This is a genomic window from Pseudomonas sp. ArH3a (assembly GCF_022648765.1).
In the GTDB taxonomy this organism is placed as follows: domain Bacteria; phylum Pseudomonadota; class Gammaproteobacteria; order Pseudomonadales; family Pseudomonadaceae; genus Aquipseudomonas.
Genome location: NZ_CP080330.1, coordinates 371765 through 385416 on the forward strand (window position 1 = coordinate 371765; position 13652 = coordinate 385416).

At 55.2% G+C, this 13652-nt stretch carries 6 protein-coding genes, 2 tRNA genes, 4 rRNA genes and 1 pseudogene; 8 read left to right on the top strand and 5 right to left on the bottom strand.

Features of this window, described 5'->3' with window-relative positions; all coding sequences use genetic code 11:
• Window positions 1-207 precede the first annotated feature (207 nt).
• The 4 genes from K0P33_RS01735 to K0P33_RS01750 form a co-directional block, all read right to left on the bottom strand.
• The gene (locus K0P33_RS01735) at window positions 208-1644 is read right to left on the bottom strand and encodes an NAD(P)(+) transhydrogenase (Re/Si-specific) subunit beta (protein WP_242153730.1); all 1437 of its coding nucleotides are present in this window, start codon (window positions 1642-1644) and stop codon (window positions 208-210) included.
• Window positions 1641-1964 (bottom strand): NAD(P) transhydrogenase subunit alpha, encoded by a 324-nt coding sequence (locus K0P33_RS01740; RefSeq protein ID WP_094949641.1) that lies wholly within the window; start codon window positions 1962-1964, stop codon window positions 1641-1643. The genes K0P33_RS01735 and K0P33_RS01740 overlap by 4 nt, the downstream gene beginning before the upstream one ends.
• Before the next feature lie 15 nt (window positions 1965-1979).
• Window positions 1980-3101: a Re/Si-specific NAD(P)(+) transhydrogenase subunit alpha gene (locus K0P33_RS01745; RefSeq protein WP_094949640.1), complete on the bottom strand. Its 1122-nt coding sequence runs from the start codon at window positions 3099-3101 to the stop codon at window positions 1980-1982.
• Window positions 3102-3553: 452 nt separating this feature from the next.
• A complete protein-coding gene (locus tag K0P33_RS01750) occupies window positions 3554-4453 on the bottom strand; it encodes a LysR family transcriptional regulator (protein ID WP_094949639.1) in 900 nt (299 codons plus the stop codon).
• Between the two features lie 157 nt (window positions 4454-4610).
• On the opposite strand from K0P33_RS01750, the gene K0P33_RS01755 reads away from it, so the two are divergent.
• The 8 genes from K0P33_RS01755 (at window position 4611) to rrf (K0P33_RS01790) (ending at window position 13109) form a co-directional block, all read left to right on the top strand.
• Complete coding sequence (locus K0P33_RS01755) at window positions 4611-5792, top strand: acyl-CoA dehydrogenase (protein ID WP_242153732.1); 1182 nt, start codon at window positions 4611-4613, stop codon at window positions 5790-5792.
• 12 nt (window positions 5793-5804) lie between these two features.
• Window positions 5805-7025, top strand: a complete 1221-nt coding sequence (locus K0P33_RS01760; protein WP_094949637.1) for a CaiB/BaiF CoA-transferase family protein — start codon at window positions 5805-5807, stop codon at window positions 7023-7025.
• Window positions 7026-7653: 628 nt separating this feature from the next.
• Window positions 7654-9190: ribosomal RNA gene (locus K0P33_RS01765) — 16S ribosomal RNA — on the top strand.
• 82 nt (window positions 9191-9272) lie between these two features.
• Window positions 9273-9349 (top strand) — tRNA-Ile (locus tag K0P33_RS01770).
• A 30-nt stretch (window positions 9350-9379) separates the two neighbouring features.
• A tRNA-Ala gene (locus tag K0P33_RS01775) sits at window positions 9380-9455 on the top strand.
• 251 nt (window positions 9456-9706) lie between these two features.
• Window positions 9707-12598 (top strand): 23S ribosomal RNA (locus K0P33_RS01780).
• A 170-nt stretch (window positions 12599-12768) separates the two neighbouring features.
• Window positions 12769-12884, top strand: a 5S ribosomal RNA gene (gene rrf / locus K0P33_RS01785).
• A gap of 109 nt (window positions 12885-12993) precedes the next feature.
• A 5S ribosomal RNA gene (gene rrf, locus K0P33_RS01790) occupies window positions 12994-13109 on the top strand.
• The 16S, 23S and 5S rRNA genes sit together here with 2 tRNA genes alongside, the layout of an rRNA operon.
• 162 nt (window positions 13110-13271) lie before the next feature.
• Here the strand turns inward: rrf (K0P33_RS01790) and K0P33_RS01795 are convergent.
• Window positions 13272-13580: pseudogene (locus K0P33_RS01795) on the bottom strand (sigma factor); the annotation flags it as partial.
• Window positions 13581-13652 lie beyond the last annotated feature (72 nt).

Genomic DNA, 13652 nt, shown 5'->3' on the forward strand with positions numbered 1-13652 from the left:
AGGTGGGCAGTGTAGTGATTTCAAAAAAATTCGGCCCGCTACCATGGTCGAATGCCAGGCGGCGATTTAGAGCCTTTGGTCGGGTTTCATGTGAGTGTGCAGAGCGGGACGCAGAGCATCCCTGGCTGCATTCCCACGCAGAGCAGTGGAACGAAAAAACCCCAGCCTACTGGAGGCCAGGGTTTCGGGTATTGCGCTAGCGCAGTGTTATTCGACGGCCTTGACCATGTCTTCGATGACCTTCTTCGCATCACCGAAGACCATCATGGTCTTGTCCAGGTAGAACAACTCGTTGTCCAGGCCTGCATAGCCGCTGGCCATCGAGCGCTTGTTGACGATGATGGTCTTGGCTTTGAACGCTTCCAGGATCGGCATGCCGGCGATGGGTGATTTAGGGTCGTTCTTGGCGGCCGGGTTGACCACATCGTTCGCGCCCAGCACCAGCACCACATCAGCCTGGCCGAATTCGGAGTTGATGTCTTCCATCTCAAACACCTGGTCGTAAGGCACTTCCGCCTCAGCCAGCAGCACGTTCATATGGCCAGGCATGCGCCCCGCCACCGGGTGGATCGCGTACTTCACGGTCACGCCGCGGTGGGTCAGCTTCTCGGTCAGCTCTTTAAGCGCATGTTGCGCGCGTGCCACCGCCAAGCCATAGCCCGGCACGATGATCACGGTGTCGGCGTTGGTCAGCAGGAAGGTAGCGTCGTCGGCGGAGCCGGACTTCACCGGGCGCGCTTCTTTAGAGCCCGCCGGGCCGGCTGCATCCGCTGTGTTGCCGAAACCGCCGAGCAGCACATTAAAGAAGGAGCGGTTCATCGCCTTGCACATGATGTACGACAGAATCGCGCCGCTGGAGCCCACCAGGGAGCCGGCGATGATCAGCATCGAGTTGTTCAGCGAGAAGCCGATACCCGCCGCTGCCCAGCCTGAGTAGCTGTTGAGCATCGACACGACTACCGGCATGTCGGCGCCGCCAATCGGGATGATGATCAGCACACCGAGCACGAACGCCAGGGCCAGCATCAATGCGAAGGCACTGAGGTTGCCGGTGAACATGAACGCCAGGCCGAGGCCGAGGGTGGCCAGGCCGAGCACCAAGTTTAGCTTGTGCTGGCCGCCGAACTGTACCGGTGCGCCTTGGAACAGGCGGAACTTGTACTTGCCCGAGAGTTTGCCGAACGCGATTACCGAACCGGAGAAGGTAATTGCGCCGATGGCTGCACCGAGGAACAGTTCCAGGCGGTTGCCGGCAGGGATCGAGTCGCCCAGGTGCTTGACGATGCCCAGCGATTGCGGCTCGACCACGGCGGCGATGGCGATAAATACTGCGGCCAAGCCGATCATGCTGTGCATGAACGCGACCAGCTCAGGCATTTTGGTCATTTCTACGCGCTTGGCCATGATCGAACCGGCGGTGCCGCCGATCAGCAGGCCGACGATCACGTAGCCGATACCGGCGGTGGCCAGTTCAGCCCCAAGCTTATAGATGAGGCCCACGGTGGTCAGCACCGCCAGCGCCATGCCGAGCATGCCGAACAGGTTGCCGCGCCGCGAGGTAGTTGGATGCGACAGGCCTTTGAGGGCCTGGATAAAGCAAATCGACGCGATCAAGTAGAGCGTCGTGACCAGATTCATGCTCATGACGATGGCGCCTCTGCTTTTACTTTCGGGGCTTTCTTCTTGAACATTTCCAGCATTCTGCGGGTTACCAAAAAACCGCCGAACACATTAACTGCCGCCAAGGCCACGGCCAGGGTGCCCATGGTCTTGCCCAATGGTGTAACGGTGAGCGCTGCAGCCAGCATGGCGCCGACGATCACAATTGCTGAGATTGCGTTCGTCACCGCCATCAATGGCGTGTGCAGCGCAGGTGTCACGTTCCAGACCACGTGGTAACCGACATAAATCGCCAGCACAAAGATGATCAGGTTGTAGATACCGGGGGAGATAAGCTCTTCCATCGTCTGAATCCCTGCTTAGGCGTTTTTGCGGATGACTTGGCCGTCGCGGCACATCAGGCACGCGGCGACGATGTCGTCTTCGAGGTTGATTTCAAACTGCCCTTCCTTGTTGAAGACCAGCTTCAGGAAGTCCAGCAGGTTGCGTGCATACAAAGCTGAAGCGTCGGCAGCGACGGCACCGGCCAAGTTGGTCGGGCCACAGATGGTCACGCCGTTTGCCACGACGACCTGATCGGCCACGGTCAGCGGGCAGTTACCACCTTGGGCGGCGGCGAGGTCGATGACCACCGAGCCTGGCTTCATGTGTGCGACGGTTTCGGCGCTGAGCAGAGTCGGCGCCTTGCGGCCCGGGATCAACGCGGTGGTGATGACGATGTCGGCCTGCTTGGCGCGCTCGTGCACGGCCAGGGCCTGGCGCTGCATCCAACTGCTTGGCATCGGGCGTGCGTAACCGCCAACACCGACGGCGCATTCGCGCTCTTCATCGGTTTCGTACGGCACGTCGACGAACTTGGCGCCGAGGGATTCGATCTGCTCTTTCACCGCTGGGCGCACGTCGGACGCTTCGATCACCGCACCCAGGCGTTTCGCCGTGGCGATGGCCTGAAGACCTGCGACGCCAGCGCCGAGGATCAGCACGCGGGCAGCTTTCACGGTGCCAGCAGCCGTCATCAGCATCGGCATGAAGCGCGGGTAGTGATGGGCTGCAAGCAGCACTGCTTTGTAGCCGGCGATGTTGGCTTGCGACGACAGCACATCAAGGCTCTGGGCCCGTGAGGTGCGCGGCGCAGCTTCCAGCGCGAAGGCAGTGATGCCGCGCTCGGCCAGCTTGGCAATGGTTTCGTTGCTGAACGGATTGAGCATGCCTACAACGACGGTGCCGCTTTTGATCAGCCCCAGTTCGTTGTCGCTGGGGGCGACCACCTTGAGAATCAGCTCGGCGCCAAACGCCTCGCTGGCACTGCCAATGGTTGCGCCTGCCGCTTCGTAGGCACTGTCGACGACGCTGGCATTAACGCCTGCGCCGCTTTGAACAGTGACCTTATGGCCCTGGCCGATCAGCTTCTTGATGGTTTCCGGGGTGGCAGCCACCCGCGTTTCACCGGTCTGGGTTTCGAGAGGAACACCAATGTGCACGTCAAATCTCCTGCATGATCTTTTTGCTTTTGATCTTTTTGTAAAAAGGCCAGTGCACCGTGAGTGGCGCAACTGGGGCGGCCGATCAGCACGATCCCGCTGAAATGACAGCGGGGCGCGGCATTTTGCAGGCGAACTTTACGGCCTTCAAGGGATTATGACGGGTGACGAAAAATTAACTACAAGTCACCCTGTGACTGATTGTCGCAACGCCTCGAAATAACCTCTTTAAATACAGGTGTTTAAAGGGATTTAGGCGGTTTACGTATGTTTTACAATCGTGGTTGTGAATAGTCGGGCATTGGCCAGTGATAGTCGCTACAAGCCAAGTGAATCATGGCCTTGAGCCTTATCTATTGCAGAGAAGTACAGTCTGCTTAAATGCGACATATACGTATATCTGTAGTGCCAATAATTATCTGACTACAAAGTCAACGGCTCGGTTTTTGCCTTTAAACGCTGGGGCTATAGCGCTGCGACTGATCAATCAACCAGTCTCTGAATGCGTGCAGCGATGCAGATTCGACTTTTCTCTCGGGAATCATCAAGTAGTAGGCCTTCGAACTGCTCAGCGCCTCTGGGCTTGCGATCATCAGTTGGTTCTCCTCCAGCTCGCGCTGGATAAGGAACGGCGGTATCAGCGCGATCCCCATGTCATGCATGGCGGCCTGAGACAACATCGAGAATAGCTCGTAACGCGGGCCTGTCATGTCGCGGGGTATGTTCAGTTGTTGCGCGTTGAACCATTGGCGCCAGGCGTAAGGCCGTGTGGTTTGCTGCAGCAGCGGCAGTTCTGCGATCTCTTGGGGGCTGAAGTGGGTGCGGGTGCCCAGTAATCGCGGACTGCACACCGGAACCGGGTTTTCCCCCATCAGCCGGTGGGACTCGGTCCCAGACCAGTCGGCATCGCCAAAGTAGATTGCGGCATCGAATTCGGTATCGGCAAATAGAAACGGGCGCGTGCGGTTGGTGAGATTGACGGTGACTTCCGGGTGCTGGCGTTGAAAGTCCTTGAGGCGCGGGATCAGCCATTGGGTGCCGAAGGTTGGCACCACGGCGAGCTCGATGACGCTGGCGCCCTGCTGTCCCATTACTGACAAGGTGTCTCGCTCTACCGCGTCCAGCTGCATAGCGACGCGACGGCTGTAGGACAACCCCGCTTCGGTCAGCTTTACTCCGCGCCGTGAGCGCCGAAACAGCTCGACACTTAAAAACTCCTCAAGGCTGGCGATCTGTCGACAGATGGCGCCTTGGGTGATGGAAAGCTCCTGCGCCGCCTTGGTAAAGCTCTCGTGGCGGGCCGCGGCTTCAAAACTGACCAGGGCGGTGGTGCTGGGAATTTTTCTGCGCATGTACGTAGTACTCACTTATAAAGCGCGTCTGCGCCCTTCTCAGTCGTTTCGAAGTGAGAAATTAGCACAACCCTATGCAGAAACCTCGTTTGCCCTCTGCGACTGCCCGGCCTAGGCTGCATCCACGACTTCTGATTTTTTCCGCGAGGACTTATTCATGGCTGGTAAGGCAAGCTTCAACTGGATCGATCCACTGCTGCTGGATCAACAGCTCACCGAAGAAGAGCGCATGGTGCGTGACAGTGCTGAGCAATTCGCCCGGGACAAGCTGGCGCCGCGTGTGCTCGAAGCCTTTCGCCATGAAAAGACCGACCCTGCGATCTTCCGCGAGATGGGCGAAACGGGCCTGTTGGGCGCGATGATCCCCGAGCAGTACGGTGGCAGTGGCTTGAACTACGTCAGCTATGGGCTGATTGCCCGTGAGGTCGAGCGTGTCGACTCCGGCTATCGCTCGATGATGAGTGTGCAGTCATCACTGGTCATGGTGCCTATCAATGAATTTGGCACTGAGGCACAGAAGCAGAAGTACCTGCCGAAGCTGGCCTCTGGCGAGTGGATCGGCTGCTTCGGCTTGACTGAGCCTAATCACGGCTCCGACCCAGGCGCGATGATTACGCGGGCCCGTAAGGTGGACGGCGGCTACAGCCTGAGCGGCGCCAAGATGTGGATCACCAATAGCCCGATCGCCGATGTGTTTGTGGTGTGGGGCAAGGACGATGCCGGTGATATTCGTGGTTTTGTCCTGGAGAAAGGCTGGAAAGGCCTGAGTGCTCCGGCGATTCACGGCAAGGTCGGCCTGCGCGCTTCCATTACCGGTGAGATCGTCATGGATAACGTGTTTGTGCCGGAAGAAAACATCTTTCCGGATGTGCGTGGCTTGAAAGGGCCTTTCACCTGCCTTAACTCGGCGCGCTATGGCATTTCCTGGGGGGCGCTGGGGGCCGCCGAGTTCTGCTGGCACACCGCTCGCCAGTACACCCTGGATCGTCATCAGTTCGGGCGTCCATTGGCGGCGACGCAACTGATCCAGAAGAAGCTGGCCGATATGCAGACCGAGATCACGATGGCCTTGCAAGGCTGCCTGCGCTTGGGGCGTATGAAGGATGAAGGTACGGCTGCGGTTGAGATTACTTCGATCATGAAGCGCAACTCCTGCGGCAAGTCCCTGGATATCGCGCGTATGGCGCGGGACATGCTGGGTGGCAACGGTATTTCTGATGAGTTCGGGGTGGCGCGTCACTTGGTCAACCTGGAGGTGGTTAACACCTATGAAGGTACGCATGACGTGCACGCCCTGATTCTTGGGCGTGCGCAAACCGGTCTTCAAGCGTTCTATTAATAGGAGCACGGCATGGGCGCGCTTTCACATCTGCGGGTATTGGATTTATCGAGAGTGCTGGCGGGCCCTTGGTCCGGGCAAATCCTGGCGGACCTTGGGGCTGAGGTGATCAAGGTCGAGCGGCCGGGTAATGGCGATGACACGCGCGCCTGGGGGCCGCCCTTCCTTAAGGATGCGTATGGCGAGAACACCAGTGAGGCGGCCTATTATCTGTCGGCCAACCGAAACAAGGAGTCGGTGACCATCGACTTCACGCGGCCGGAGGGGCAGAAGCTGGTGCGTGACCTGGCGGCGAAGTCCGACATCCTGATCGAGAATTTTAAAGTGGGTGGCCTGGCGGCGTATGGGCTGGACTATGAGTCGCTGAAGGAGATCAATCCGGAGTTGATCTATTGCTCGATCACCGGCTTTGGTCAGACCGGGCCCTACGCGGCGCGCGCGGGCTATGACTTCATGATTCAGGGGTTGGGCGGGCTCATGAGCTTGACCGGTCGGCCTGAGGGTGATGATGGCGCTGGGCCGGTAAAGGTTGGAGTGGCGCTGACGGACATCTTGACGGGGCTCTACTCGACTGTGGCGATCTTGGCAGCGCTGGCGCACCGGGACCATGACGGCGGCGGGCAGCATATTGATATGGCGTTGCTGGACGTGCAGGTGGCCTGCCTGGCTAATCAGGCGATGAATTACCTGACGACGGGTGTGTCGCCCAAGCGGCTGGGCAATGCTCACCCGAATATTGTGCCTTATCAGGATTTCCCCACGGCCGATGGTGACTTCATCCTGACGGTGGGTAATGACGGGCAGTTTCGCAAGTTCGCTGAGGCGGCTGGGCAGCCGCAGTGGGCGGACGATCCGCGCTTTGCTACTAATAAGGTGCGGGTGGCTAACCGTGCGGAGCTGATTCCGTTGATTCGCCAAGCTACGGTCTTCAAGACGACGGCTGAATGGGTGACGCAGCTGGAGCGAGTGGGCGTGCCGTGTGGGCCTATCAATGACTTGGCGCAGGTATTCGCCGATCCGCAGGTCAAGGCGCGTGGGCTGGCTATGGCGTTGCCTCATGCGCTGGCGGGGATGGTTCCGCAGGTGGCCAGTCCGATACGGCTGTCCAAGACGCCTGTGGAGTACCGCAGTGCGCCTCCTCTATTAGGAGAGCACACGGTCCAGGTGCTGCAGGGTGTGCTTGGGCTGGGGCCCGCAAATGTGGCTGCTTTAAGAGAAGCGGGTGTTATCTGAGTATTCCCTTCTATATAGGGCGCGTAAAGCGCCTATATAGGTTGTTTTTTAATCAATCCTAAGTAATTGATAGAGACGCGAAATTAAGGGTTGACGGCAGATTCTGGAAGTCTATAATTCGCCCCACTTCCGGCGCAGTCGAAACGGAAAACTCCTTGGTAAACAAAGAGTTATGCAGAATTCGACAGCGGCTTGCTTCAGTTGATCGAAGCCCAGAAGGAGTTGGTAGAGCAGTGTTGTTTGGCTCTATTAACGTTTCGATCTTCTCGGTCGAAAGCGGAGAAAAAGAGGTGTTGACAGCAGCGTGTAACGCTGTAGAATTCGCCTCCCGCTAACGAGAGATCGGAAGCGCAAGTGGTTGAAGTTGTTGAAGAAATCTTCGAAAACTTCTGAAAATAATCACTTGACAGCAAATGAGGCTGCTGTAGAATGCGCGCCTCGGTTGAGACGAAAGATCTTAACCAACCGCTCTTTAACAACTGAATCAAGCAATTCGTGTGGGTGCTTGTGGAGTCAGACTGATAGTCAACAAGATTATCAGCATCACAAGTTACTCCGCGAGAAATCAAAGATGTAACCAACGATTGCTGAGCCAAGTTTAGGGTTTCTTAAAAACCCAAAGATGTTTGAACTGAAGAGTTTGATCATGGCTCAGATTGAACGCTGGCGGCAGGCCTAACACATGCAAGTCGAGCGGTAGAGAGAAGCTTGCTTCTCTTGAGAGCGGCGGACGGGTGAGTAATGCCTAGGAATCTGCCTGGTAGTGGGGGATAACGTTCGGAAACGGACGCTAATACCGCATACGTCCTACGGGAGAAAGCAGGGGACCTTCGGGCCTTGCGCTATCAGATGAGCCTAGGTCGGATTAGCTAGTTGGTGAGGTAATGGCTCACCAAGGCTACGATCCGTAACTGGTCTGAGAGGATGATCAGTCACACTGGAACTGAGACACGGTCCAGACTCCTACGGGAGGCAGCAGTGGGGAATATTGGACAATGGGCGAAAGCCTGATCCAGCCATGCCGCGTGTGTGAAGAAGGTCTTCGGATTGTAAAGCACTTTAAGTTGGGAGGAAGGGCAGTTACCTAATACGTGATTGTTTTGACGTTACCGACAGAATAAGCACCGGCTAACTCTGTGCCAGCAGCCGCGGTAATACAGAGGGTGCAAGCGTTAATCGGAATTACTGGGCGTAAAGCGCGCGTAGGTGGTTTGTTAAGTTGGATGTGAAATCCCCGGGCTCAACCTGGGAACTGCATTCAAAACTGACTGACTAGAGTATGGTAGAGGGTGGTGGAATTTCCTGTGTAGCGGTGAAATGCGTAGATATAGGAAGGAACACCAGTGGCGAAGGCGACCACCTGGACCAATACTGACACTGAGGTGCGAAAGCGTGGGGAGCAAACAGGATTAGATACCCTGGTAGTCCACGCCGTAAACGATGTCAACTAGCCGTTGGGAGCCTTGAGCTCTTAGTGGCGCAGCTAACGCATTAAGTTGACCGCCTGGGGAGTACGGCCGCAAGGTTAAAACTCAAATGAATTGACGGGGGCCCGCACAAGCGGTGGAGCATGTGGTTTAATTCGAAGCAACGCGAAGAACCTTACCAGGCCTTGACATCCAATGAACTTTCTAGAGATAGATTGGTGCCTTCGGGAACATTGAGACAGGTGCTGCATGGCTGTCGTCAGCTCGTGTCGTGAGATGTTGGGTTAAGTCCCGTAACGAGCGCAACCCTTGTCCTTAGTTACCAGCACGTAATGGTGGGCACTCTAAGGAGACTGCCGGTGACAAACCGGAGGAAGGTGGGGATGACGTCAAGTCATCATGGCCCTTACGGCCTGGGCTACACACGTGCTACAATGGTCGGTACAGAGGGTTGCCAAGCCGCGAGGTGGAGCTAATCCCACAAAACCGATCGTAGTCCGGATCGCAGTCTGCAACTCGACTGCGTGAAGTCGGAATCGCTAGTAATCGCGAATCAGAATGTCGCGGTGAATACGTTCCCGGGCCTTGTACACACCGCCCGTCACACCATGGGAGTGGGTTGCACCAGAAGTAGCTAGTCTAACCTTCGGGAGGACGGTTACCACGGTGTGATTCATGACTGGGGTGAAGTCGTAACAAGGTAGCCGTAGGGGAACCTGCGGCTGGATCACCTCCTTAATCGACGACATCAGCTGCTCCATAAGTTCCCACACGAATTGCTTGATTCATTGAAGAAGACGATAAGAAGCAGCCCGAAATTGGGTCTGTAGCTCAGTTGGTTAGAGCGCACCCCTGATAAGGGTGAGGTCGGCAGTTCGAATCTGCCCAGACCCACCAATTTTGTGTGGGAAACGCCTGTAGAAATACGGGGCCATAGCTCAGCTGGGAGAGCGCCTGCCTTGCACGCAGGAGGTCAACGGTTCGATCCCGTTTGGCTCCACCACTACTGCTTCTGAAAGTTTTGAAAGCTTAGAAATGAGCATTCCATCGAGGTGATGGTGAATGTTGATTTCTAGTCTTTGATTAGATCGTTCTTTAAAAATTTGGGTATGTGATAGAAAGATAGACTGAACGTTACTTTCACTGGTAACGGATCAGGCTAAGGTAAAATTTGTGAGTTACTCGTAATTGAGTATTATCGAATTTTCGGCGAATGTTGTCTTCACAGTATAACCAGATTGCTTGGGGTTATATGGTCAAGTGAAGAAGCGCATACGGTGGATGCCTTGGCAGTCAGAGGCGATGAAAGACGTGGTAGCCTGCGAAAAGCTTCGGGGAGTCGGCAAACAGACTTTGATCCGGAGATGTCTGAATGGGGGAACCCAGCCATCATAAGATGGTTACCTTACACTGAATACATAGGTGTAAGGGGCGAACCAGGGGAACTGAAACATCTAAGTACCCTGAGGAAAAGAAATCAACCGAGATTCCCTTAGTAGTGGCGAGCGAACGGGGACTAGCCCTTAAGTGGCTTTGAGATTAGCGGAACGCTCTGGAAAGTGCGGCCATAGTGGGTGATAGCCCTGTACGCGAAAATCTCTTAGTCATGAAATCGAGTAGGACGGAGCACGAGAAACTTTGTCTGAATATGGGGGGACCATCCTCCAAGGCTAAATACTACTGACTGACCGATAGTGAACTAGTACCGTGAGGGAAAGGCGAAAAGAACCCCGGAGAGGGGAGTGAAATAGATCCTGAAACCGTATGCGTACAAGCAGTGGGAGCCCACTTTGTTGGGTGACTGCGTACCTTTTGTATAATGGGTCAGCGACTTATTTTCAGTGGCGAGCTTAACCGAATAGGGGAGGCGTAGCGAAAGCGAGTCTTAATAGGGCGTCTAGTCGCTGGGAATAGACCCGAAACCGGGCGATCTATCCATGGGCAGGTTGAAGGTTGGGTAACACTAACTGGAGGACCGAACCGACTACCGTTGAAAAGTTAGCGGATGACCTGTGGATCGGAGTGAAAGGCTAATCAAGCTCGGAGATAGCTGGTTCTCCTCGAAAGCTATTTAGGTAGCGCCTCATGTATCACTGTAGGGGGTAGAGCACTGTTTCGGCTAGGGGGTCATCCCGACTTACCAAACCGATGCAAACTCCGAATACCTACAAGTGCCGAGCATGGGAGACACACGGCGGGTGCTAACGTCCGTCGTGAAAAGGGAAACAACCCAGACCGTCAGCTAAGGTCCCAAAGTTATGGTTAAGTGGGAAACGATGTGGGAAGGCTTAGACAGCTAGGAGGTTGGCTTAGAAGCAGCCACCCTTTAAAGAAAGCGTAATAGCTCACTAGTCGAGTCGGCCTGCGCGGAAGATGTAACGGGGCTCAAACCATACACCGAAGCTACGGGTATCACTTAGGTGATGCGGTAGAGGAGCGTTCTGTAAGCCTGTGAAGGTGAGTTGAGAAGCTTGCTGGAGGTATCAGAAGTGCGAATGCTGACATGAGTAACGACAATGGGTGTGAAAAACACCCACGCCGAAAGACCAAGGTTTCCTGCGCAACGTTAATCGACGCAGGGTTAGTCGGTCCCTAAGGCGAGGCTGAAAAGCGTAGTCGATGGAAAACAGGTTAATATTCCTGTACTTCTGGTTATTGCGATGGAGGGACGGAGAAGGCTAGGCCAGCTTGGCGTTGGTTGTCCAAGTTTAAGGTGGTAGGCTGGAATCTTAGGTAAATCCGGGATTCTAAGGCCGAGAGCTGATGACGAGTTAACTTTTAGTTAACGAAGTGGTTGATGCCATGCTTCCAAGAAAAGCTTCTAAGCTTCAGGTAACCAGGAACCGTACCCCAAACCGACACAGGTGGTTGGGTAGAGAATACCAAGGCGCTTGAGAGAACTCGGGTGAAGGAACTAGGCAAAATGGCACCGTAACTTCGGGAGAAGGTGCGCCGGTGAGGGTGAAGGACTTGCTCCGTAAGCTCATGCCGGTCGAAGATACCAGGCCGCTGCGACTGTTTATTAAAAACACAGCACTCTGCAAACACGAAAGTGGACGTATAGGGTGTGACGCCTGCCCGGTGCCGGAAGGTTAATTGATGGGGTTAGCTAACGCGAAGCTCTTGATCGAAGCCCCGGTAAACGGCGGCCGTAACTATAACGGTCCTAAGGTAGCGAAATTCCTTGTCGGGTAAGTTCCGACCTGCACGAATGGCGTAACGATGGCGGCGCTGTCTCCACCCGAGACTCAGTGAAATTGAAATCGCTGTGAAGATGCAGTGTATCCGCGGCTAGACGGAAAGACCCCGTGAACCTTTACTATAGCTTTGCACTGGACTTTGAATTTGCTTGTGTAGGATAGGTGGGAGGCTTTGAAGCGTGGACGCCAGTTCGCGTGGAGCCAACCTTGAAATACCACCCTGGCAACTTTGAGGTTCTAACTCAGGTCCGTTATCCGGATCGAGGACAGTGTATGGTGGGTAGTTTGACTGGGGCGGTCTCCTCCTAAAGAGTAACGGAGGAGTACGAAGGTGCGCTCAGACCGGTCGGAAATCGGTCGTAGAGTATAAAGGCAAAAGCGCGCTTGACTGCGAGACAGACACGTCGAGCAGGTACGAAAGTAGGTCTTAGTGATCCGGTGGTTCTGTATGGAAGGGCCATCGCTCAACGGATAAAAGGTACTCCGGGGATAACAGGCTGATACCGCCCAAGAGTTCATATCGACGGCGGTGTTTGGCACCTCGATGTCGGCTCATCACATCCTGGGGCTGAAGCCGGTCCCAAGGGTATGGCTGTTCGCCATTTAAAGTGGTACGCGAGCTGGGTTTAGAACGTCGTGAGACAGTTCGGTCCCTATCTGCCGTGGACGTTTGAGATTTGAGAGGGGCTGCTCCTAGTACGAGAGGACCGGAGTGGACGAACCTCTGGTGTTCCGGTTGTCACGCCAGTGGCATTGCCGGGTAGCTATGTTCGGAATAGATAACCGCTGAAAGCATCTAAGCGGGAAACTAGCCTCAAGATGAGATCTCACTGGGACCTTGAGTCCCCTGAAGGGCCGTCGAAGACTACGACGTTGATAGGTTGGGTGTGTAAGCGCTGTGAGGCGTTGAGCTAACCAATACTAATTGCCCGTGAGGCTTGACCATATAACACCCAAGCAATTTGACTACTTCGGACTTGGAAACAAGTAGAAGCATCAGATTGCGGTGTGTGAAGACGATAGAACCGAAAGTTCGATCTCACAAAACACCGAAAGCTATCACATACCCAATTTGCTGAAGCGAGGCCATAAGGTCACGACTCAGTACCCGAATTTCTTGACGACCATAGAGCATTGGAACCACCTGATCCCATCCCGAACTCAGCAGTGAAACGATGCATCGCCGATGGTAGTGTGGGGTTTCCCCATGTGAGAGTAGGTCATCGTCAAGATTAAATTCCAGAACCCCTGTTTGCTAACACAAACAGGGGTTTTGTTTATGTAGAAGTCCATGAATTTCACCAGCACGTTGCTCACGCAACGGTCTGGTACACAGAATTTCTTGACGACCATAGAGCATTGGAACCACCTGATCCCATCCCGAACTCAGCAGTGAAACGATGCATCGCCGATGGTAGTGTGGGGTTTCCCCATGTGAGAGTAGGTCATCGTCAAGATTGAATTCCGAAACCCCTGTCTGCTAACGCAGACAGGGGTTTTGTCGTTTAGAGGTTTAATAACTAGGAACCCTCGCGGCTGGAAACTTCCCGGCAAGTGAGCAGAATTGCACACTGCGTCGCTCGCTGGTGGTGGTCGCGAGGTCAGACGTCCAGCGCTGCCAGCTGTGTGATTTCCTCCAGAAACTCCAGTACCAACGCACGGGCTTCGGCGCTGTGTGCCAGCGCTTGCGGCAGATGGGCGATGGACTCGAGGTAAGCGCGCTCGATTTCTTCATGGCGCCAATGATCAACCACCAAGCCGCGAGCGATCGTGCGCAAAAAAGCCCGAGGCGCCTTGAGTTCAAAGCGTTCAGTCTTTTGCAGTAGCTGCACACAGGTGTCTTGCGCCAGGTCCGCCGCATCGGCGGCACTGCCCAGTGCGACTGTACCGCCTGTCGGTTTCCTACTCAAAATAAGGATGTATCTCACAAATTTCTAAGATTTTTCCTGAATTGGCCGAAAGACTGATGAGCCATGCGTGCACCGAAATAGAGCGGTCGC